Genomic DNA, 21,805 nt, shown 5'->3' on the forward strand with positions numbered 1-21,805 from the left:
TTGCGGACAGAACAGCCCACCGATTGTCTGCGGGGAAGCTGATGCACATTCTCCCCACTTCACTTGGGGGAGTGGATCGTGAAGCGGGCATTCGCTTGGATTTTCCTGGGGTTTGTCGCGGCGTCGACATCGGCGCTGCCGGCGACCGCGCGAACGTTTTCGGCAGCGCCATCGCCCGCGCGATTTCTTGCCGCCCATAATGCCGTGCGTGCGCAGGCCGGAGTGAGGCCGCTTGCCTGGGATCCTGCGCTTGCGCACTCGGCGTCCCTTTGGGCGCGGCAACTGGCCTACACCAATCGCTTCGAACATTCTCACCGTCGCGCCCGCCGCGGCGTGGGCGAGAATTTGTGGATGGGATCGCGTGGGGTCTATCCGCCCGAACAAATGGTCGGGCAGTGGGCGTCGGAGCGGCGCTGGTTTCGGCCCGGCGTATTTCCCGCCGTCGGCAAGCGCGGCTGGGCCGCCGTGTCGCACTATACGCAAATGGTCTGGCCGACGACCACGCGGATCGGCTGCGCGTTGATCAGCAATGCCCGGTCCGATTTCCTGGTCTGCCACTATTCGCCGGCCGGCAATATCGACGGCCGCTGGGTCGGCTGAAGTGAGGAACCGTTAACCATTAAGCATTAGCTCTCTGCCCGTGGACCTTGGGGAGGCGCGGGGCGTGGGGAACATCCGTTATTGGCTGCTCGGTTTGCAGGCGCTGTTCGTGTTGTGCCTCGCCGCGGTGAGCGACCGCCCGATCCCCTTCGAATTCTCGCGCCCGATGGCGGCGGCGATGTTCATCTGGTGCTTCGGCCTCGCCTTCCTGGGCTTCCGCTTGTGCTGGGTTCTTGCGCGCGCGGGCAAGCCCGTCAGCCACCTGCCGGGAGCCTTTCGGCAGGAATTTCCGCTGATCGGCCGCTCGTTCCAATGGGCGATCATTCTTGGCCTCGCCATGGCGCTTCACGGCTGGGGCAAATCGATGATCCCGCACGTGACCGGCGGGTTCTGGGCCGATCCCTATCTCGCCAACATCGATCACGCGATTTTCGGCACTGATCCGTGGCGATTGGTGCGCAGCGAGTTCATGAGCCCGATCTACGCCAAGGCCTATGTCAGCTGGTTCGCCATCACTTTCGCCACAATGGGCGTGCTGGCGTTCGGGACCAATCCCGACAACCAGCGCATCCTGACCCTGTATCTCGCGACTTTGATCCTCGGGGGACGATCGGCCAGTATGTTCTTCCCTCCGCCGGACCCATTTTCTACGAGCTGGTCGGCTTCGGCCCGCGCTTTCACGAACTGGTCGCGACCAACGATCCGACCTATTCAGGATTTGCCAAATATCTGTGGCGGCACTTTTCCACCGGGAGCGCCGATATCGGAACCGGGATCAGCGCCATGCCATCGATGCACGTATCGATGTCGGTGTGGACAGTGATCGCCGCGCGCGCGATCTGGAAGCCGCTGATGATCCCGGCGATCCTCTATGCGCTGACCGTGTGGCTGGGCTCGATCGCGTCGGGCTGGCACTATGCCACCGACGGCATCGTCGGCGCGGCAATCGTGCTTTCGCTCCATCATGTGTTGGTCAAGCGGCCGGCGAAGCGGCGCGAAGCGGCATTGCAGGCGCAGCCGGAGGTGGTGGCTAGCCCGGCCTGACGTCGCCGGGCGGCAGGTCGATCTTCGCCCCGCCCGCATGATGCTTGTCGAGGTGGCGCTTGATGATCCGCAAGTTGCGGCTGTTCGACCGAAAGAAGAAATCGGGGATCGCACCGACCCACGGGATCATTCCCAACAGCCAGTCGACCCCGATGTTGCCGCCCATGCGCGCCAGATGCCACTTCGACATGCCAAGATTGCGCGCTTCCCAGGCAAGATAGCTGCCGATGACCGCGCCGGCAGTGCTGCCGAGGAAGGGCACGAGATCGAGGATCACGTCGAGGCCGACCGCGCGGTTGGTGCCGGGGATGACGAACAGGCGTTCCAGCACGCGTTCCAGCGTTTCGACGCGCTGACGAACCGACTGCGGATCGGATGGCAAGCTGCTGAACGGCGAGCGGCCCGGCATGGGTTCTGGCATCATCATCCTCCCGTGCTGAGCGGCTGCCCAAGGTCGGTTAAAGTATGGCGCGCCTGCCGGTTCCCGGCAAAGCCCGTGATCTGCGGCGACACCAGCGACCAGCGGATCGGTGCGGTGAGCGGAATGAACAGCTGACGATCGTCGATCAACGCCGCCGCTTGCAGCAGCAGCGCATAGCGCTGGGCCGGGACCTGCGTTTCGCGCGCGGCATCAAGCAGAGTATCGACCTCTTCATCGCAACGCGGCGCGACGCCGCAGCGGAAGTTGCGCAGGAACCAGGCCGGGGATGTCGACGGCGCAACCGCGTCGATGAGGCGAAAGTCCGCGTTCCGTCCGTTTTCGGCGCGTTCGACGGTTAGGCCGAGCACTCCCCAGTCGCGCGATAGAAGCGCGAGTAGCCGATCCGCGCCAGGGCCCTCGGGCAGCAGAACGCGGACGACGCGCCGTTCGTTGTCGCCGAACATCTGCGCAGCCTGCGCGATCAACGCGGGACGGCGTTCCTGAATCGGGATGCCAAGCCATGATGGCTGGACCACCGCCGAAATGCCGTCCAGTCCCGGCTCCAGCACCGTCGCTCGCCCGTTGAGCCCGGGAACGTTGAGCAAGGCGACAAGCGCCGAACGGTCGATGGCTTGGCTCAACAGGCTGAGCGCCTGCGGATCGCTATAGGGTCCATCGGCCGTCGCCGGGGCGAGCCCGAACAGGCCGGAGGCCGGGTCGAACCGCAGGCTGCCGCGCGGCAGACGGGCCGCTTGCGCCCAGGGCAAGTGGCTAAACGTGCCACCCAGCACCATCTGAGCGTCACCGCGGGCGAAGGCGCTGATGGCCTCGCGCGGTTCGGCATGACCGAGCAGCACTTCCTCGCGCCGGCTGAGCTCGCCGTCGGCGCCCATGATCTCCCGCACAAGACGGATATCGCCGTTGGGCGGGGCAGCAGGGTCGATCGCGAACGGCCCCGTCCCATGGCCATCACGGAGGATGGCGAATTCAGGTTGGGCCAGCAAGGCAAGCAGGTTGGGGCGGGGCGCGTGAAGGCGGATCTCGATCACCCGGTCGGTCATGGCGACCACGTCGTCGATGGCCCCCAGCGTGTCTTTCAGGGGGTTCTTGCTTCGGCTGTTCAGCTGTCGCTTGAGCGCACGTGCGACCTGCTGCGCGGTGATCTTGCGCCCGTCGGGCCATTGCGCGCTGGCGATGCGAAAGATGTAGCTGCGCCCGTCGTCGCTGACGTTCCATCGCTCCGCCAGGCCCGCGACAACGTTCCCTCCCGCATCCAAGCGGACGAGGCCTTGCGCGACTTCGCCGAGCAACAGTCCGTCCGCGTAGGATAAGGGTTCCTGGCTCGGATCGCGAACTTTGGGCGGGTCACCGATGACGAGGACGCGGATGTCGCCGCGTACCTCGTCCTCGCACGCGGAGGCCAGAACCGAGAGCGCGCCAAGCGCAAGCCACGCAAACGCGCGCCGAAGAGACAAAGCGGGCATTGCGCCGGTTTACCCGCAAGCCTCGGTTCAGCAAGCGTCTGGATATATCGCTCCGGGTGTTTTACTAATGTAAAGCACTAACGGGATGTGAGTGAGGGGCTTGGCCGAACGGGATCTGATCTGGAGCCGTGATGGGACGCCCGTCGAGGAGCTGCCCGATCCGTTCACGCTTCCGCCGGTCGAGCCGGTTACCGAACGCAAGCGGCGGCGACGCTGGCCGATGGTGCTGTACGTGGTCTTTGGCGTGCTCGCGCTGTTGCTGGCGTGGCTGATCGTGACGGCACCCCTGTCGCGCGCACTCGAGCCGCTTGAGGATCCCGCGCTGCTCATCCTGACGTCGGAGGGGCGTCCCATTGCACGGCGCGGGGCGATCAAGGAATCGCCCGTGGAAGCCGCCAAGCTCGATCCGCTTACGACTGCCGCGTTCGTCGCCATCGAGGATCGCCGCTTCTACCGCCATTGGGGCGTCGATCCGCGCGGTATCGGGCGCGCAATGGTCGCCAACATGCGCGCCGGTGGTGTCCGTCAGGGTGGCAGCACGTTGACCCAACAACTGGCCAAGACCAGCTTCCTCTCGAGCGATCGCAGCCTGAAGCGAAAGGCGCAGGAAGTGATCATCGCCTTGTGGCTGGAAGCATGGCTCACCAAGGACGACATCCTTTCCCGCTACCTGTCGAGCGTTTACTTTGGCGACGGCGTCTATGGCCTTCGCGCCGCTGCCAAACATTATTTCAACCGCGAGCCTGAGCGGCTGAGCCTGGCTCAGTCCGCCATGCTGGCGGGCGTGGTGCAGGCGCCGTCGAGGCTTGCGCCGACCCGGAACCTGGAAGGCGCACGCAAGCGCAGCCGGCTGGTTCTCCGAGCGATGGCCGACACGGGCGTGATCAGCCGCGCGCGAGCGGATCAGACGAATAGTGCAAGGCCGGTCGCGCACAGTTCGCGCGTGCCCACGGGCACCTATTTCGCGGATTGGGTCGCTCCGGCCGCAAGCCAGGCGTTCGGATCCGACTTTGGCGAGGTGCGGGTCAACACTACGCTCGACGCCGATCTGCAGCGTCTTGCCGTACGCGCCATCAGCCGTGCTCCACTGGCTGATGCGCAGGCGGCGCTGGTCGCGATGCGCCCCGACGGCCGCGTCGTCGCGATGATCGGCGGCCGAAGCTACAAAAACTCGCCGTTCAACCGGGCGACCCAGGCTCGGCGACAACCCGGATCGGCGTTCAAGCTGTTCGTCTATCTCGCCGCCCTGCGCGCAGGCTGGACCCCGGACAGCATGATCGAGGATTCGCCGATCACCATCTCGGGTTGGACACCGGTGAATAACGATGGCGTCTATCGCGGCGAATTGTCGCTTCGAGAGGCGTTCGCGCGGTCGAGCAACGCGGCCACGGTGCGGTTGTCCGAAGCAGTCGGGCGCGGGAACGTGATCCGCGCTGCGCAAGACTTGGGTATCACTGCGCGGCTGCCGAACACGCCCAGCCTCGCGCTCGGGACAGCAGGCATCAGCTTGCTGGAGCTGACGTCGGCTTATGCGGCAATTGCCTCGGGACGCTACCCGATCGCTGCCCGCGGCTTGCCCGTCCAACGGCCCGACGAAGGACTTTCGGCGTTCTTCCAGCGCGCCGGCATGCTGAATGAACAGCGTGACCGCAGGCCGATGCTGGATCTGCTCTTCGCCGCGGCCAACAGCGGCACGGGTCGGCGCGCAGCGCTACGGACCCCGACCTTCGGCAAGACCGGGACGACGCAGGAAAACCGCGATGCCCTGTTCGTAGGTTTTGCCGGAAATCTCGTGGTTGGCGTCTGGGTCGGCCGCGACGACAACAAGTCCCTGGGCAAGTCGATCAGCGGGGGCACCCTGCCGGCCCAGATTTGGCGCAATTTCATGGCGCCTGCCGTCGCCATCGACGGTCAGCGCGGCCCGGACCTGCCCGAAGAATTCCGTGCGCCGCGGCTCGACGAGCCTCGCCCCAGCGAGCGGGAACAGGAGAGCCCCATCCCACCGGAATGGAGCGACCGCACGAGGGAGCTTCGGGAAATCGGCGAAAAGCTGCGGGAGATGCTTGAACATCTTTAGCGAGCCGCGGGATATTAACGTCTGGCAACCCGGCACCTTAAGTCTTTTTCAACCACTGGTCCCTTAGGACGGCGTCAACCTCAGCGGGGAATTGCGGAGGTGGGGGAGCAATCCCGTTTGGAAGATCTTGAGGAGGACCAGAGATGGCCAAGTTCCTGAAGCTGATTAAGAACTCGAAGGGCGCGACCGCCATTGAGTATGGCCTGATCGCGGCCCTCATTGCCGTCGCCGCCATTGCTGCGATGCAGAACATCGGCACCAAGCTCGGCACGACGTTCAACAACGTTTCGAACGAGCTCTAAGCGCCAGCCGCTTAGGCCGACAAAAGGAGCGGCGGTGCCGAAAGGCGCCGCCGCTTTCTTTTTGTTAAATCGTGTCTGTTACCGCACAGTCTCATTCGAAAATCATTGCCGATGCAGCGGTTTGCGAAGAGACGAGGGACGCGGAACCATTGTTGTGCACTTGCGATCATCCCGGCCAAATGTCAGTCCTGCCGCCCTCATGATGCGGGCGGTCATCCTTGCGTTGGCGTTGGGCTTTGCGGGTTCGGCTGCCCTTGCCGCGTCGCGTCCACCGCTGCACGACCCCGTTTCGCTGAACATCGGACTGGCCTGCCAGTGGCAGCAAAAGTGCATGCGCTCGCAGCAAAAAGCGATGAAGCGCGCGCTTAGCTACGTGAAGAAGTCGGAACCGCCGACGTGGCGCATCCACATGTGCAACCGCAATGCTTCGCGCAAGCGCGGGCGTGTTGACTGGGTCGGATTCGAAAACTGCATCCGCAACGCGGCCCTGGTCCCGCAGAGGCAGGCGCCGAAGCGGCGGCCGCGACGGATTGCCTGATCAATTGAACGACCCGCGCGGGCGTGCGTTTCACGCACATCCCACCATCGCGACAAGGGTCACAAAACAGGAATGCACGCGTTCATCATCGAAGATGATTATCTAATCGGGCAGTCGCTCCGCGACATGCTCGAACGGCTCGGCTTCACCAGCTTCAGCTTCGCTCGGTCCGAAGACGCCGCAATCATGGGTGCGACCGCGCAGCAAATCGACCTTATCACCGCCGATGTGCGCCTTCTTCCTGGCGATGGCTTGGCCGCTGTCGAGGCGATCAGTGCCAAACAGCACGTGCCTGTGGTCTTCATCACGGGCTATGCGGACGAACTCATCGACCGCGCGCCCGATGCCATCGTCGTTCAGAAGCCGATCAAGCAGGAGGAATTGGAAGACGCCGTCCGCCACGCGATGTCGCCGGGGCAGGTACGTTAAGCTTCCATCCGCGTTCGCTGCTTTTCAGCGAGATTCAACGGCCCCTTGCACCGCTCTAGAAAGGTCGTGCACCGTGAAGGGCTTCAACAGGAGACCGACATCGGAGGGGCGTTCGCTGACCTCATCCATGTCCGCATAACCGGTGACGATGAGTGCCGGCAGGTCGGTGACATGTTGCCGCGCCAGCTTGATCACCTCAGTGCCGCTAAGCCGCGGCATCGCATAGTCCGTCACCAGAAGGTCGAACTTGCGTTCATCCGCACTCAGGATTTCCACGCCTTCAGCGCCGGTTCCAACATCCACCGTCGAATGACCGAGGTCGCGGAGCATTGCCGCCGTCGTTCCGCGAACTTCGGCATGATCGTCGATCAGCAAGATGCGCAAGGAGCGTTGCGCGACAGGATCCTGGGAAACATTGCTCCGAGGCCCCTTACGAGCCGCATTGCCTGTCGCTCGGGGTAGCCAAAGCTCGGTGCAGGTTCCGACGCCGACCTTGCTTTCGATGTTGAGGGTCCCGCCGGTTTGCTTGGCGAAGCCATAGACCATGCTGAGCCCAAGGCCCGTGCCCTTGCCGACCTCCTTCGTCGTGAAAAAGGGCTCAAGGACTTTGTCGAGGAGTTCGGGTGAGATTCCGCAACCCCGGTCGATGACCGAGATCACCACATAATCGCCTTCGTGCAGCGGCAGAGGGTCGTCGTCGCTCGCGGTTCGATTTTCTGCGCTGACGACGATTGTGCCGCCCTCCGGCATAGCGTCCCGGGCGTTGATGATGAGGTTCATCAGCGCGAGTTCCAGCTGCGGCCGATCGGCAAAGGCGGCCCCGACATCGGGGGCAATCTTCCATTGAAGCTCCACCAAACCCCGAGGGTATGGCTGAGCAGGTCGTTCACGCCATCGTGGAGGGCGGCAATGTCGATGGGAGCGGGCTCTAGCTGCTGGCGCCGCGCGAAGGCGAGCAGGCGGCGGACGAGCTCCGACCCCTGGTCGGCCGCGCGCTTGGTCATCGTCAGGATGCGCTGATCTTCCTCCGTCAGCTTGGCGCGGCGCTCGATCAGCCCGATCCCGCCGATGACGGCGGCAAGAAGGTTGTTGAAGTCGTGCGCAATCCCGCCGGTCAGCTTGCCGATCGCATCCATCTTCTGGGCCTGGACAAGCTGACTTTCCAGCAATCGCCGGTCAGTGACGTCGGTAAGCGTTCCGGCATATTCGATCGGATTGCCCTGCGGGTCTTTCAGCAGCACAGCCTGGTCGTGAAAATGGCGGTAGGTACCGTCGGCGCATTTCCAGCGATATTCGACCGACAGGCGCCCCGTTTGATCACGCTCATCGAGCGCCGCCAACACCCGTTTCTTCTCGTCGCGATGAAGTCGTTCGTGCCACAGTTCCGGCCGCTCGACGACATCGCTGAAGTTGAACCCGGTCAAGGCGTGAAGATCGCCGCTGACGAAGCGCGGACAGCGCGGCTTGCAGCCCAGTGGCTCCAGATAGAGGATGATCGGCAGCGACTGGATGATGACCGCCTGCCGCTGCTCGGCACGGCGCAAATCCTGTTCCGCCTTCAGCCTTTCGGCATTGGCCTTTAGGGCAACGTCGAGAAGCGCCTGTTCTTGGCTGGCCTTGCGCTCAATCTCCTTGGTCTTCGCGAACAGGTCGACGAACACCGCCACCTTGGAGCGGAGGATGATCGGATCGACCGGTTTGAAGACGTAGTCGACAGCGCCCATTTCGTAGCCGCGCATCAGATGTTCGGCTTCCTTGTTGACTGCCGACAGGAAGACGATCGGGATGCGCTTGCTCTGTTCGCGGCTGCGGATGATCTGCGCGGCCTCGTAACCGTCCATTCCCGGCATGTAGACGTCGAGCAGGATGACGGCGAATTCACCTTTGAGCAGATGGCGCAGCGCTTCGTCACCGGACCGTGCGGTCACCACTTCGCCCAAATCCTCAAGCACTGTCGCGACGGCCAGGAGGTTGCGGTCGTCGTCGTCGACCAGGAGCACGCGCGGACGCTCGACCTCCGCCGGGGCGGCGTGATCTCGTTCCGCGCGCAAGGCGACCGGGATTTCTGCCGTGGAGCGGGTCATGGACTAGTCCGCACGCTCCGCTGCGGCTGCTGCTGTCGCGGCGCTCCCCTCGCGCGAGCGCGCCACCCATACCCGCAGCAACGCCAGAAGAAGCTCGATATCCACAGGCTTGGCGATATAGTCCGACGCGCCCGCGTCGAGGCACTTCTGCCGGTCGCCCTTCATCGCCTTGGCGGTAACTGCGATCAGCGGCAGGTTGGCCAATGCCGGCCGCTGGCGGATCTGCTGCATCGTCTCGTAACCGTCCATTTCGGGCATCATGATGTCGATGAGTGCAACGTCCACGCCCGGCGTCTGCTCCAGGATCAGGATCCCGTCCTTGCCCCGTTCGGCGTGCATCACTTCCGCTCCATGGCTTTCCAGTACGCTGGTCAGGGAGAAGATGTTGCGGATGTCGTCGTCAACGATGAGCATTTTCGCGCCGGCAAGCTCGGCCACGGGCGCAGCGGCAGGCGCCGTGGGACGGGGCTTTCGCCTCGGCTTTTGAGTCTTCGCCTGTTCGCCGAGGCGTTTGAACACCTTGATCAATTCATCACGTTCAGCCGGTTTCTCGGTAAGGCCGAATGCGCCCATGTTCGACGCCAACTTGATGCGATCGGCGCCGGAAATGATCTGGATGGGGATGTGGCTGGTGTCCGGATCGTGCTTAAGGAGGTCGAGCAGAACGAACCCGTCAATGTCGGTCAGCCCAAGATCGAGCGTGATCGCGGACGGCTGGAGCTTGCGGGCCATGGCCAACGTGCCCGCGCCGGCAGTCGATACGACTGCCTTGAGCCCGGCTTCATGCGCCGCATCGAGCAGGATCGACGCAAACGTGGCGTCGTCCTCGACAATCAGGGCGAATGCTCCCTTGCCAAGGTCATCGCGGTCGTCGCTGACTTCGAAGCCGGTCGGCAGGGCGCTCGGCACCAACGCCCCGCTATTGTCGTAACGTGCGGGAGCGCTGGTCGAGATTGATGGAGCGAGCGCCTCGGCGCCGGCCTCGGCTTCAAGCGGAACGTAGAGCGTAAAGGTCGATCCTTCACCCGGCACCGATCGCACCTGAAGCTCTCCGCCCAAAAGACGCGCGATCTCGCGGCTGATCGACAGGCCCAGGCCCGTACCGCCATATTTGCGGCTGGTCGTGCCGTCGGCCTGCTGGAAGGCTTCGAAGATCAGCTTCTGCTTGTCCTGCGGGATACCGATGCCGGTGTCGGTCACGGCAATCTCGATCGCTCGGCTGGCATCGTGAAGCACGGGGTGGTGCGCGCTCCAGCCCTTCGATACCGGTCGGACGCTTAGCGTCACGCCCCCCTTCGACGTGAATTTGAAGGCGTTGGACAACAGGTTGAGAACGATCTGCTGGAGCCGTTTTTCGTCGGTCCGGATGCTTTCCGGCAGCTTGGAGTCGAACTTGACGTTGAAATCGAGGTCCTTGTCGGCCGCGAGCTGCCGGAACGTACGTTCCATGTGCTGCTTCAGATTCGCCATCGGCATCTCGCCCACCTCGATCGTAACCGTGCCAGATTCGATCTTCGACAGGTCGAGGATGTCATTGATTAGGTTGAGCAGGTCCGATCCCGCTGAATTGATCGTTCGCGCAAACTCGACCTGTTTGTCGTTGAGATTGCCCTGCGCATTGTCGGACAGGAGCTTCGACAGGATGAGCAGCGAATTGAGCGGCGTGCGCAGCTCGTGGGACATGTTGGCCAGGAATTCGGACTTGTATTTCGAGGTGAGGGCAAGCTGCTCGGCCTTCTCCTCGATTGCGCGGCGCGCCATGTCGATTTCGATATTCTTCGCTTCGACCTGCTTCTTCTCGTTTTCGAGCAGCTGCGCCTTCTCCTGCAGCTCCTCGTTGGTCGCGTGCAACTCTTGCTGCTTGCGGGTGAGCTCGGTCTGGCGCGCCTGGAGCTCGGTCGTCAGCAACTGCGACTGCTTGAGCAGGCCTTCGGTGCGCATCGTCGCGGCGATCGTGTTCAAGACGATTCCGACCGATTCCATCAGCTGGTCCAGGAAGCTCTGGTGGGTCTCGTTGAACTCGCTGAAGGAGGCGAGCTCGATCACCGCCTTGACCTCGTCCTCGAACAAGGCCGGAAGAATATTGACGTTGGCCGGCTTGGCGTGGCCAAGGCCCGATCCGATACGGATGAAGTCGGGCGGCACATCCCTCAGCAGGATCGGCCGCCGGTCGGCTGCAGCCTGGCCGACCATACCTTCCCGCAAGCGGAATTCAGGCTTCAGCTCGTCGGGATTCTCCGCGCCATAACTGGCGACCAGCTCGAGCTTGGTCTCATCCTCATCCCGCTTGCTGACATAGAAAACGCCGTACTGGGCGTTCACCAAGGGCGCGAGCTCGGACATGATGAGGTTGGAGACGGTCGCCAGATCGCGCTCGCCCTGGAGCATGCGCGAAAAGCGGGCGAGGTTGGTCTTGAGCCAATCCTGCTCCGCATTCTTCAGCGTCTGCTCCTTCAAATTGCTGATCATCTCGTTGATCGTGTCCTTGAGCGCGGCCATTTCGCCCGACGCCTCGACGGCGATCGAGCGGGTAAGGTCGCCCTTGGTCACGGCCAGCGCCACTTCGGCGATCGATCGCACCTGGTTGGTCAGGTTGGCGGCGAGCTGGTTGACGTTGTCGGTCAGGTCGCGCCACAGGCCCGCAGCGCCCGGCACGCGCGCCTGCCCGCCAAGCCGCCCTTCGATGCCGACTTCGCGCGCCATGTTCGTGACCTGGTCGCCGAAGGTCGACAGCGTTTCGATCATGCCGTTGATGGTCTCGGCCAGCGCCGCGATCTCGCCCTTGGCGTCGAAGGTCAGCTTGCGCTTGAGGTTGCCCTGGGCAACCGCGGTGACGACGTCGGCGATGCCGCGCACCTGGTTGGTCAGGTTGGTGGCCATGACGTTGACGTTGTCGGTCAAATCCTTCCACGTCCCGCCGACGCCAGGCACCTGCGCCTGCCCGCCAAGCTTGCCGTCGGTGCCGACCTCGCGCGCCACGCGGGTCACTTCGGACGCGAACGCATTCAGCTGATCGACCATGGTGTTGATGGTGTTCTTGAGGGCGAGGATCTCGCCCTTCACGTCGACCGTGATCTTTTTGGACAAGTCGCCGCGCGCCACCGCGGTCGTCACGTCGGCGATGTTGCGCACCTGCCCGGTGAGGTTCGCGGCCATCAGGTTGACGTTGTCGGTCAGGTCCTTCCAGGTCCCGGCGACGCCGCGCACCTGCGCCTGGCCGCCGAGCTTGCCCTCGGTGCCGACTTCGCGCGCAACGCGCGTCACCTCGCCCGCGAAGGCGTTGAGCTGATCGACCATCGTATTGATGGTGTTCTTGAGCTCGAGGATCTCGCCCTTCACGTCGACCGTGATCTTCTTGGACAGATCGCCCGAGGCCACGGCGGTGGTCACCTCGGCGATGTTACGGACCTGGCCGGTCAGGTTGGCGGCCATGGCGTTGACGTTGTCGGTGAGATCCTTCCACGTCCCCCCAACGCCTTCGACCCGCGCTTGGCCGCCCAACTTGCCTTCGGTGCCGACCTCGCGGGCAACGCGCGTCACCTCGCCGGCGAAGGCGTTGAGCTGGTCGACCATGACATTGATGGTGTCCTTGAGCTCAAGGATTTCACCCTTCACTTCGACCGTGATCTTCTTCGACAAGTCGCCGCGTGCGACCGCGGTGGTCACTTCGGCAATGTTGCGCACCTGGCCGGTCAAATTGCCGGCCATCAGGTTCACGCTGTCGGTGAGGTCGGCCCAGGTTCCGGCCACGCCTTCGACCTGCGCCTGGCCGCCCAGCTTGCCGTCGGTCCCAACCTCGCGCGCCACGCGCGTCACTTCCGACGCGAAGCCGTTGAGCTGATCGACCATTGTGTTGATGGTGTTCTTGAGCTCGAGGATTTCGCCCTTCACGTCGACGGTGATCTTCTTGGACAGGTCGCCCTTGGCCACTGCGGTCGTCACTTCCGCGATATTGCGGACCTGGCTCGTCAGGTTCTCGGCCATCAAGTTCACATTGTCGGTAAGGTCGGCCCAGGTTCCGCCGACGCCCGGCACCTCCGCCTGGCCGCCAAGCTTGCCTTCCGATCCAACTTCGCGCGCCACGCGCGTCACTTCGCTGGCGAAGGAATTGAGCTGGTCGACCATCGTGTTGATGGTGTCCTTGAGCTCGAGGATCTCGCCCTTCACGTCGACGGTGATCTTCTTGGACAGATCGCCGCGCGCCACCGCGGTGGTCACGTCAGCGATGTTGCGCACCTGGCCCGTAAGGTTCGCGGCCATGAGGTTCACGTTGTCGGTAAGGTCCTTCCACGTGCCGGCAACGCCCGGGACCTGCGCCTGTCCGCCGAGCTTCCCTTCGGTGCCGACCTCGCGCGCCACGCGCGTCACTTCCGAGGCGAAGCCGTTCAGCTGATCGACCATCACGTTGATGGTGTTCTTGAGCTCGAGGATTTCGCCCTTCACGTCGACGGTGATCTTTTTCGACAAGTCGCCGCGGGCCACTGCGGTGGTCACTTCGGCGATGTTGCGCACCTGGCCGGTCAGATTGTCGGCCATCAAGTTCACATTGTCGGTAAGGTCCTTCCATGTCCCGCCGACGCCGGGCACTTCCGCCTGTCCACCCAGTTTCCCTTCCGTGCCCACTTCGCGCGCGACGCGGGTGACTTCGCCTGCGAAAGCGTTGAGCTGATCGACCATCACGTTGATGGTGTTCTTGAGCTCGAGGATTTCGCCCTTCACCTCGACCGTGATCTTCTTGGACAAATCGCCGCGTGCGACCGCCGTGGTCACTTCGGCAATGTTGCGCACCTGACCGGTAAGGTTGGTGGCCATGGCGTTCACATTGTCCGTTAGGTCCTTCCAGGTGCCGGCGACGCCCTTCACGTTCGCCTGCCCGCCGAGCTTGCCTTCGGTGCCGACCTCGCGCGCGACGCGGGTCACTTCCGACGCGAAGCTGGCGAGCTGCTCGACCATCGTATTGACGACCTTGCCGATGCGCAGGAACTCGCCGCGCAGGGCGCGTCCTTCGATCTCGACGGTCATCGTCTGCGACAGGTCGCCCTTGGCGACGGCGCCGATGACGCGAGCGACCTCGGCGGTCGGCTGCACCATGTCTTCGATAAGCTCGTTGACGGCGCGAATTGCGCTTTCCCAGCCGCCGCGCGCATTTTTGACGCGCCCGCGCTGGGTGATCTTGCCTTCTTTGCCGACCACCCGGGAAAGGCGCTCGAACTCCTGCGTCATTTCCTCATTGAGGGACACGACTTCGTTGAACAGGCTGGCGATCTCGCCATCAACCCCGTCGGCATCCTCCGGCAGGCGAACGCTGAAATCGCCGCGCCGAAGCGCGCGCAAGGCGGTGACGAGCTGACGACGGTCGATGAAGTCGCGCGGGGCCTGGATATTCACTCAACTCTCCGTTCGGCTCTCCCCCGCCCGGCACCTTGGACACCCCATAACGGGAAAAGTCCAATAGCCCCGTGATAATGGATGGAAACCGTTTCGGCTTCATAAAAATGCCGTTAGTGGGGCAAACAGCATCCCGCAGAGTCGCGACCTTCCGGCTGGTGGAAGCTAGGTTTGTTCTGGGAGCCTCAAAGTTGAGGCGCCTCCGAGTATGCGTGAGGAGGGACGATTTGAGTAATCCGCAAGCCATGAAGCCGGCTGGCATCGCGACGGGGAGCGACGCGCTCGACCACATCCTTGCGGGCGGTTACGCCAAGGGTCGGGTGCATCTTCTCGAAGGGCGGCCTGGCTCTGGCAAGACTACCCTGGCCATGCAATTCCTCATGGCGGCCCGCGACCGCGGCGAGGGCGCGCTGTACGTCAGCCTCTCCGAGGGGCGTGACGAACTGCTCGATTCGGCTGCCACGCACGGCTGGTCGCTCGAAGGTATCGATATCTACGAACTGATTCCCCCGGAACTCAGCCTCGATCCCTCGCAGCAGCAGTCGATCATCTATTCGTCCGATCTTGAATTGGGCGAAACGGTGCAGTTGGTCATGGACCATGTCCAGCGCGGAAAGCCTTCCTGCGTGGTGTTCGACAGCCTGTCGGACATTCGCCTGCTGGCCGGGAATTCGCTTCGCTATCGGCGCCAGGTGCTGGCTCTGAAGCATTTTTTTTCAGGTCTGGGCTGCACGACGATCTTCGTCGATGACCTGACCGAAGAAATGGACGACGCCAACCTTCATAGCCTTGTCCATGGCGTCATCCGGCTTGAGACGACGCCTGTCGTTTACGGAAGCAACCGGCGGCGGCTCCAAGTCTTCAAGATGCGCGGCCGTCCGTTCCGTGACGGCAGCCACGACTATATCATCCGGACGGGCGGCGTTGAGGTTTTTCGTCGGCTGATCGCGAATGAACATGTCGAGGGATTCGTCGAACGGCCCCCTGCCGAGAGCGGCATTGAATCGCTTGATAGTCTGTTTGGCGGCGGCATCGATCGCGGGACGAGCACCCTCATCATGGGCCCCGCGGGCTCCGGCAAGTCTACCCTTGCCATGCAATATCTCATCAAGGCGCTGGAACGCGGCGAATCCGCACTGTTCATCAGCTTCGACGAGACCCGCCGCAATTTCTTCCGTCGCGCGGCGGGCCTGTCGATGGACTTTGCCCAGCATGGAGATCGCTTCCGCTTCCTCCAGATCGACCCCGCCGAACTTTCACCCGGCGAACTTTCGAGCTTGATTCGTCACCAGGTGGAAATGGAAGATAAGTCCGCGGTCGTCCTTGACAGCCTTTCGGGCTACCAGAACTCGATGCCGGCCGAGCAGTTCATGCTGCTCCAGATGCATGAGCTCCTGACGTACCTGAACCAGCAGGGGGTGATCACCTTTCTGATCCTTGCTCAGCACGGGCTGGTCGGACAGATGCAGTCGCAGGTCGACCTGACCTACCTATCGGATTCGGTTCTCCTCCTGCGTTTCTTCGAGGCCTTCGGCGAGCTCAAGCGCGCCCTTTCAGTCGTCAAGAAACGGACCGGCGGTCACGAGGCCTCCATCCGGGAATATCAGATCACGCCGGAGGGGGTCCGCGTGGGAGATCCATTGCGGACTTTTTCAGGCGTGCTGACGGGGGTGCCGACCTTCGTCGGAGGGTCTGGCGAGCTTCTCAACACTCTGTAGGCGAGTACGCATGCCGCAGACTTTGGGGATCCTGGCGTCAACCGGCCGCGACGGCGCAGTCATTGCGAATATCCTTGAGCGTTCGTTGATCGACGTAGTGCCGTGCGCGACGGCCGAAGAATTGCTGGACGCCCTGGAGCGGAGCCGCGTGGGAGGAATCATCGTTGCCGAAGAGGCCTTCCGACAAGCGGACCTTGAGCGCCTGACGGAATGGCTCACCCGCCAGCACTCATGGTCCGACCTTCCCGTCATTCTCCTCACCAGGAAGAGCGCCAACTCGGCCGCTCAAATGAGCCTTGCCCAATCGCTCGGCAACACCACAATTCTCGAACGCCCCTTGTTTCCCGCGACCTTGGTGTCGGCTGCACGGGCCGCTCTTCGCGCGCGGAGGAAGCAGCATGAGGCGGAAGAACAAATCGCGCAGCTTGCCGCGCGCGAACTGGAGCTTTCGCAGGAACGCGCTCGTCTTGCTGCAAGCGAACTGCGTCTGCGTGAAGCGAATGAGAAGCTGGGCCAGCGATTTGCCGAAGCTCTTTCGGAAAAGCGGGTGCTTGCCGACATCGTCGAAGGGACCGACGCCTTCGTGCAGGTGGCCGATCTCAATTATCGCTGGCTTGCGATCAATCGTGCCGCGCGGGACGAGTTCGAGCGCATCTTCGGCGTTCGCCCGCAAATCGGGGATTCGATGCTCGACGTGCTCGATCATGCGCCCGAACACCGCAAGGCCGTGCAAGCGGCTTGGGGCCGCGCTCTTGCGGGAGAAGAGTATACGGAAGTCGGGGAGTTCGGCGATCCCTCCCGGGACCGTCGCCACTACGAGATGAAGTTCAACACACTGTATGACGAGCGGGGCGAACGGATCGGTGCCTATCAGTTCGTTCATGACGTAACTGAGAGGGTCGAGAACCAGAGGCGGCTGTCGGAGGCACAGAACCGCGTTCACGAAATGGCAAAGCTCGAAACCCTCGGCCAGCTGACCGGCGGCGTCGCCCATGATTTCAACAACTTGTTGACGCCGATCGTTGGGGCGCTTGACCTTCTCCACCGCAAGCATGAGGGCGATGAGCGCGCACGGCGCCTGATTTCCGGGGCGCTCCAGGCATCCGAGCGTGCCTCGATCCTGGTCCAGCGGCTGCTGAGTTTCGCTCGCCGGCAGCATCTTGAGGCGCGAGCGATCAACGTGGGCGAGCTGATCGAGGGGATTCGCGATCTCCTGCAGCGCTCGATCGGTCCGCATGTTCATGTCGACGTTGAAATCGAAAACCAGCTCCCGGCAGCAAAGATCGACCCCAATCAGCTCGAACTTGCGCTTCTCAACCTTGCGGTGAATGCGTCCGACGCGATGTCCGGAGGCGGACGGCTTTCGATCAAGGTCGAAACTCGGGAGATCGGCGACCAGCAAGTCGACGAGCTCAAGGCGGGACGTTACATCCGCCTGTCTGTCAGCGACACCGGCACGGGCATGGACGATGCCACGCTGCAAAGGGCGATCGAACCCTTCTTCACCACCAAGGGACCGGGCGAGGGCACCGGGCTTGGACTATCGATGGTCCACGGACTCGCGGCCCAATCGGGCGGAACGCTCAATGTCGTCAGCGCGCCCGGAAAGGGGACGACGGCGGAGATCTGGCTGCCGGTGTTCGACGGTGATGCGGACGTCCTCGTGGGCGCCGAAAGCGAGGTCGCGCACCAGCCGCGCCAAACGGCCATCCTTCTGGTCGACGATGAGGATGTCGTCCGGCGTGCAACCGCGGACATGCTGTTGGAGATCGGACATGAGGTTCTCCAGGCCAATTCGGGAAGCGCAGCGCTGAAGATCCTGGCCGAGCGGCCGGACATCGAAATCCTGGTCACCGATTATTTGATGCCCGGAATGCGCGGCGCCGAGCTGGTCAATCGGGCAAGGGAAATGCGGCCGGGCATGAAGGCGCTCTTGATCACCGGTTACGCGCGCATGACGGGCGGCCAGGCGGAGATTGCGCGGCTGGCCAAGCCATTTCGAGCAGCCGACTTGGCACGAGAGATCGCCAAATTATTGTCGGAAGGCAAGGTGGTCGACCTTGCCGCGCACGGCAAGCGCCGTCCGAAGTAAGCCAGTCGTCGGCAAATTCAGAAGGATGGTGGAGCCGAGGGGGATCGAACCCCTGACCTCTGCAATGCCATTGCAGCGCTCTCCCAGCTGAGCTACGGCCCCACGTTCCGACGCGCCTTAGAGGAAACATCCCCCGCTGGAAAAGGGGGAATATCACGGCGCGGACAAGATCTTTTTTGCCTTAGCTGTCGTCCTCGTCGCCGGTCGCCTCGACGCCCAGGTCGTCGTCGCCAGTGTTGAGATCGACTTCCTCGTCCGCGCTGATCTCTTCATCCTCATCGGGTGCCAGATCGTCGGCCGCCAGGTCGTCGTCCTGGGCCTTTTCCTTGGCCGGTGCCGCCTCGAAGGTGAGCGGCTGCTTGGACTTCAGAACCGGCTCGGGCATGAAATCATTGCCGCACTCGATGCAATGCACCGGGTCTTCTTTGCCGAGGTCGTAAAAGCGGGTCGAGCACTTGGGGCAAGTGCGCTTGGTGCCCCATTCGGGCTTCACCATGTGAGGTCTTCTCCAGTGAAAAAGTCGATCGTCGCGGGTCGGACCGCGGTTCGGGGCGGCGCCTTGCCATAGCGATATGGCCCTGTCAAAGCGCGTCGCTTCAATGCCAGAGTTGGAACGGAGCGCCGTGAAAAAGGGCCTGATCATTGCGGTCGACGGCCCGGCGGCCAGTGGAAAGGGCACGATCGCCCGTGCACTGGCGCGCCACTTCGGCCTGCCGCACATGGATACCGGGCTCCTCTATCGCGCAGTGGCGCTGCAGCTTTTTCGCTGGGGCGGCGACCCAGGCAATGAGTTCGAGGCCCTGCGCGCCTGCCACGAACTTGGTGTCGACCCCGCCGATCCGGAGCTGCGGACCGAAACCGTTTCGAAGTTCGCGTCAGCAGTCTCGGCATATCCCTCGGTCCGGACAGCGCTGCTGGAGCGTCAGCAGGAATTCGCCGGGCAACCGGGCGGCGCAGTCCTCGACGGGCGGGATATCGGCACGGTGATCGCTCCGCAGGCCGATGCGAAATTGTTCGTCACCGCCTCGCCGGAAGTCCGCGCCGCTCGCCGTCACCAGGAGCTTGTGGGACGCGGGATGGCCGCGCATCTTGCCGACGTGCTGAACGACATCAGGGCGCGGGACGCTCGTGATGCATCGCGTGAGACCGCGCCGTTGCGCCAGGCAGACGATGCCATCCTGCTCGACACGAGCGGTCTCGACGTGAACGCCGCCATCGCCGAGGCGATCCGGCTGGTCGAAGAAAGGCTCGCCCTACCCTAGCGGACGATTGCCGCGGCGGCAGTGGTGAAGATCGGCTTCCCGTCGATGTTGCCGGGCGGCGAATAGCGGCAGATCAGGTAATCGCAGTCGGTTGAAAAGATGGCGCAGCCGACGCGCGTTGTCGTCGGCCACACCATCTGCGTGTAATGCGCCACGTCCTCCCAACGCCCGGTGCGGCTACCTGCCGGGAACATCATGCAGCCGTACCGGCTCGGGCAGGCGGGGCCGGCGAGCCCCGGTTGGAGTAAGTGCTTTTCCCGGCTCCACAGCTCGATCAGCTGTTCCGGGCTGAGCGTGCGATGGACCGCCATCGCCAGATTTTCGCGCTGGCCCGGGCGGGTATCTCGCGGTGAGTGGACGAGACGACGCAGGCTGGCGAGAGTCGGGCCGTAGGACGCGGCGGCCGCCGCCAATTGCGCGTCCCAGACCAGGGGTGCGTGACCCACGAGCGCGCGTTCATGATTATGGGCGGCAAGCAATCGCTGGGCGAGCGCACCGCTCGCGCCTTGGAGCGGCGCTTGAGCCGCGGCCGGCACCGCGACAAGCGCAGCTACTGCGAGAAGGGCGCATCGCAACATCGCGCTGGTTTTGGCGGCGACCTCCTAAGGTCTTCTCAGCGCGCATGGTTAACAGCGGGCGGTAGGACATTTTTCATCTGTGTTCGCTATCCGCGCCGATGGGGGTCTAGAGCGAGTGTCGAGAGTCACCAGCAAGGCGGTTCGCATTGCGAGCAGCCATCTCATTACGAGTTGCGCGACGGGCGCGGCGATCCTGCTGTTCGTTGTGCTTGGTGCGCAGGTGCTGTCACCGGCATCGATCGCCGCACGCCTGCCCGACGCTGCGAACACGCTGCAAATCGCTTTCCTCCTGAACATTGCGATCATCCTGTTCGGCTGGCGGCGATCCAAGGACCTGCGGCTGGCGCTTGGCGCCTACGAAGAGGCGGACCGTCTGGCGCAGCGCAATGCGAACACCGACCCCGCGACCGGTCTGTCGAACCGGCGCGAATTGATGCGCGCTTTGACCGAGGCCATCGAGGCAAGGAAGGGCGGGGTGCTGCTGCTTCTCGACCTCGATCATTTCAAGCGGGTCAACGATTTGCACGGACATCTTGCGGGCGATCAGCTTCTGCGCTCCGTCGCGGACTCGATTACCGCGGCTACCCCTGACGCTTCATGCTGGGCCCGGATCGGTGGCGACGAGTTCGCCATTCTCCATCGCGAGCTGACCACGGCCGGCGCAGAAGAGGTCGCCACGGGCATCCTGGCGCGCCTCGATCAACCGATCGCCGTCGAAGGTGGCCAAGCGCGCGTCTCCGGTTCGATCGGCCTCGCGTGGATCGAGCGCGGCAGCAGGGAGGAGGACGTCCTGCGCCGCAGCGACGTCGCGCTTTACGCATCGAAGCGCGGCGGACGGAATACGTTTGCCTGGTTCGATCGCGCACTCGAGCTGGAGCTGGCCGAGCGCCTCAAGCTTGAAGAGGACATTCGCCGCGGCGTGCAGAACGGGGAGTTCGTCCCCTTCTTCCAGCCGCTGATTGATCTCGCCACGCGCGAACTTGTCGGGTTCGAAGCGCTTGCGCGTTGGCGCTCGCCGACGCGCGGCTTCAGTGAAGCCGAAAACTTCATCGAAGCAGCCGATGCGACCGGCCTGATCGGCCCGTTGACGATGAGCGTGATCGAGCAGGCGATGGCCGATGCGCGCAACTGGCCGCCGCACCTCAAGCTCGCGGTCAACTTCTCGCCCGTTCAGTTCCGCGAGCGCACGCTGGCCGAGCAGATCACCAAGATCATGACCAAGACGGGATTCCCCGCGCACCGTCTGGAAATCGAGATCACCGAGGCCTCGCTGCTCGAAGATCGCGACCAGGCAATCACGATCATGCAGAGCCTCAAGAACCTCGGGGTCAGCATCTCGCTCGACGATTTCGGCACGGGCTACGCCGCGCTGGCGCAGGTCGACTCCCTGCCCGTCGACCGGATCAAGATCGACAAGAGCTTCATCAGCACGATCGTCAAGAGCGAGCAGACGGCCGCGATCGTGAACACGATCGCCAGCCTCGGCCACTCGCTCAACGTGCCGATCACCGCCGAGGGCGTCGAATCCGAAGCAATCCGCGGTGAGCTCAGTAAATATGGCTGCAGCGAAGCGCAGGGCTGGCTGTTCGGGCGCGCCGTCTCCGCGGAAACGGTCCGTTCGTTCCTGGGGCTGGACCAGGGCTCGGCTCCACCGGCGCAAGATTCGGCGGCGCGGCGCCGCCGTGCGTCTTAAGGCTTTCGGCGCACCGACCAGACGAAGGCCGACAGGCTGCTGACCAAGGCAGCAAGCGCAATCAAGAAGGCAGGATCGAGAACAAGCATGGGGCG

At 63.5% G+C, this 21,805-nt stretch carries 18 protein-coding genes and 1 tRNA gene; 10 read left to right on the plus strand and 9 right to left on the minus strand.

Translation table 11 applies throughout. From position 1 onward, the window contains the following. Positions 1–78: 78 nt before the first annotated feature. Positions 79–600, plus strand: coding sequence for a CAP domain-containing protein (locus H9L13_RS03630; protein ID WP_244954823.1), 522 nt, complete (start codon positions 79–81; stop codon positions 598–600). Between the two features lie 19 nt (positions 601–619). Here the strand turns inward: H9L13_RS03630 and H9L13_RS03635 are convergent, their stop codons facing one another. Continuing rightward, the gene (locus H9L13_RS03635; RefSeq protein ID WP_187539127.1) at positions 620–1,024 is read right to left on the minus strand and encodes a hypothetical protein; all 405 of its coding nucleotides are present in this window, start codon (positions 1,022–1,024) and stop codon (positions 620–622) included. Positions 1,025–1,044: 20 nt separating this feature from the next. On the opposite strand from H9L13_RS03635, the gene H9L13_RS03640 reads away from it, so the two are divergent. Continuing rightward, positions 1,045–1,644 (plus strand): phosphatase PAP2 family protein, encoded by a 600-nt coding sequence (locus H9L13_RS03640; RefSeq protein ID WP_187539129.1) that lies wholly within the window; start codon positions 1,045–1,047, stop codon positions 1,642–1,644. Here the strand turns inward: H9L13_RS03640 and H9L13_RS03645 are convergent. Together H9L13_RS03645 and H9L13_RS03650 are read right to left on the minus strand one after the other, a co-directional pair. Beyond that, positions 1,631–2,068: a DUF4112 domain-containing protein gene (locus tag H9L13_RS03645; RefSeq protein WP_408022130.1), complete on the minus strand. Its 438-nt coding sequence runs from the start codon at positions 2,066–2,068 to the stop codon at positions 1,631–1,633. The genes H9L13_RS03640 and H9L13_RS03645 overlap by 14 nt on opposite strands. Continuing rightward, positions 2,068–3,549: an ABC transporter substrate-binding protein gene (locus tag H9L13_RS03650; RefSeq protein WP_187539131.1), complete on the minus strand. Its 1,482-nt coding sequence runs from the start codon at positions 3,547–3,549 to the stop codon at positions 2,068–2,070. The genes H9L13_RS03645 and H9L13_RS03650 overlap by 1 nt, the downstream gene beginning before the upstream one ends. Positions 3,550–3,649: 100 nt before the next feature. Between H9L13_RS03650 and H9L13_RS03655 the strand changes: the two genes are divergently transcribed. From H9L13_RS03655 to H9L13_RS03670, 4 genes are all read left to right on the plus strand, one after another. Continuing rightward, positions 3,650–5,626 carry a transglycosylase domain-containing protein gene (locus tag H9L13_RS03655; protein WP_235091150.1) on the plus strand — a complete coding sequence of 659 codons (1,977 nt, stop codon included), beginning with the start codon at positions 3,650–3,652 and terminating at the stop codon, positions 5,624–5,626. A 143-nt stretch (positions 5,627–5,769) separates the two neighbouring features. After that, the gene (locus H9L13_RS03660) at positions 5,770–5,928 is read left to right on the plus strand and encodes a Flp family type IVb pilin (protein WP_187539133.1); all 159 of its coding nucleotides are present in this window, start codon (positions 5,770–5,772) and stop codon (positions 5,926–5,928) included. Between the two features lie 199 nt (positions 5,929–6,127). Then, positions 6,128–6,466, plus strand: coding sequence for a hypothetical protein (locus H9L13_RS03665; protein ID WP_187539135.1), 339 nt, complete (start codon positions 6,128–6,130; stop codon positions 6,464–6,466). 72 nt (positions 6,467–6,538) lie between these two features. Then, positions 6,539–6,895 (plus strand): response regulator, encoded by a 357-nt coding sequence (locus H9L13_RS03670; protein WP_187539137.1) that lies wholly within the window; start codon positions 6,539–6,541, stop codon positions 6,893–6,895. A 24-nt stretch (positions 6,896–6,919) separates the two neighbouring features. Here the strand turns inward: H9L13_RS03670 and H9L13_RS03675 are convergent, their stop codons facing one another. Genes H9L13_RS03675 through H9L13_RS03685 form a run of 3 tightly spaced genes read right to left on the minus strand, consistent with a single transcriptional unit; the run spans position 6,920 to position 14,367 of the window. Continuing rightward, positions 6,920–7,675 carry an ATP-binding protein gene (locus tag H9L13_RS03675; RefSeq protein WP_187539139.1) on the minus strand — a complete coding sequence of 252 codons (756 nt, stop codon included), beginning with the start codon at positions 7,673–7,675 and terminating at the stop codon, positions 6,920–6,922. Next, a complete protein-coding gene (locus tag H9L13_RS03680; RefSeq protein WP_187539141.1) occupies positions 7,675–8,979 on the minus strand; it encodes an ATP-binding response regulator in 1,305 nt (434 codons plus the stop codon). Before H9L13_RS03680 ends, H9L13_RS03675 begins: the two co-directional genes overlap by 1 nt. A 3-nt stretch (positions 8,980–8,982) precedes the next feature. After that, positions 8,983–14,367 (minus strand): HAMP domain-containing protein, encoded by a 5,385-nt coding sequence (locus H9L13_RS03685; protein ID WP_223176475.1) that lies wholly within the window; start codon positions 14,365–14,367, stop codon positions 8,983–8,985. Positions 14,368–14,594: 227 nt separating this feature from the next. Here H9L13_RS03685 and H9L13_RS03690 point away from each other — a divergent pair, with 227 nt between their 5' ends. Next, positions 14,595–16,085, plus strand: a complete 1,491-nt coding sequence (locus H9L13_RS03690) for an ATPase domain-containing protein (protein WP_328282562.1) — start codon at positions 14,595–14,597, stop codon at positions 16,083–16,085. A 10-nt stretch (positions 16,086–16,095) separates the two neighbouring features. Continuing rightward, positions 16,096–18,177 (plus strand): PAS domain-containing sensor histidine kinase, encoded by a 2,082-nt coding sequence (locus H9L13_RS03695; RefSeq protein WP_187539143.1) that lies wholly within the window; start codon positions 16,096–16,098, stop codon positions 18,175–18,177. 26 nt (positions 18,178–18,203) lie between these two features. On the opposite strand, the gene H9L13_RS03700 is transcribed toward H9L13_RS03695, so the two are convergent. Together H9L13_RS03700 and H9L13_RS03705 are read right to left on the minus strand one after the other, a co-directional pair. Beyond that, a tRNA-Ala gene (locus H9L13_RS03700) sits at positions 18,204–18,279 on the minus strand. 79 nt (positions 18,280–18,358) lie between these two features. After that, positions 18,359–18,673, minus strand: a complete 315-nt coding sequence (locus H9L13_RS03705) for an FYDLN acid domain-containing protein (protein ID WP_187539145.1) — start codon at positions 18,671–18,673, stop codon at positions 18,359–18,361. A 139-nt stretch (positions 18,674–18,812) separates the two neighbouring features. Between H9L13_RS03705 and H9L13_RS03710 the strand changes: the two genes are divergently transcribed. Further along, positions 18,813–19,439: a (d)CMP kinase gene (locus tag H9L13_RS03710; protein WP_187540110.1), complete on the plus strand. Its 627-nt coding sequence runs from the start codon at positions 18,813–18,815 to the stop codon at positions 19,437–19,439. On the opposite strand, the gene H9L13_RS03715 is transcribed toward H9L13_RS03710, so the two are convergent. Continuing rightward, the gene (locus H9L13_RS03715; RefSeq protein ID WP_187539147.1) at positions 19,436–19,885 is read right to left on the minus strand and encodes a CAP domain-containing protein; all 450 of its coding nucleotides are present in this window, start codon (positions 19,883–19,885) and stop codon (positions 19,436–19,438) included. The genes H9L13_RS03710 and H9L13_RS03715 overlap by 4 nt on opposite strands. A 247-nt stretch (positions 19,886–20,132) precedes the next feature. Here H9L13_RS03715 and H9L13_RS03720 point away from each other — a divergent pair, with 247 nt between their 5' ends. After that, positions 20,133–21,710 carry a putative bifunctional diguanylate cyclase/phosphodiesterase gene (locus H9L13_RS03720; RefSeq protein ID WP_187539149.1) on the plus strand — a complete coding sequence of 526 codons (1,578 nt, stop codon included), beginning with the start codon at positions 20,133–20,135 and terminating at the stop codon, positions 21,708–21,710. Positions 21,711–21,805: the final 95 nt, after the last annotated feature.

The sequence above is a fragment of the Sphingomonas lutea genome (assembly GCF_014396785.1).
GTDB lineage: Bacteria > Pseudomonadota > Alphaproteobacteria > Sphingomonadales > Sphingomonadaceae > Sphingomicrobium > Sphingomicrobium luteum.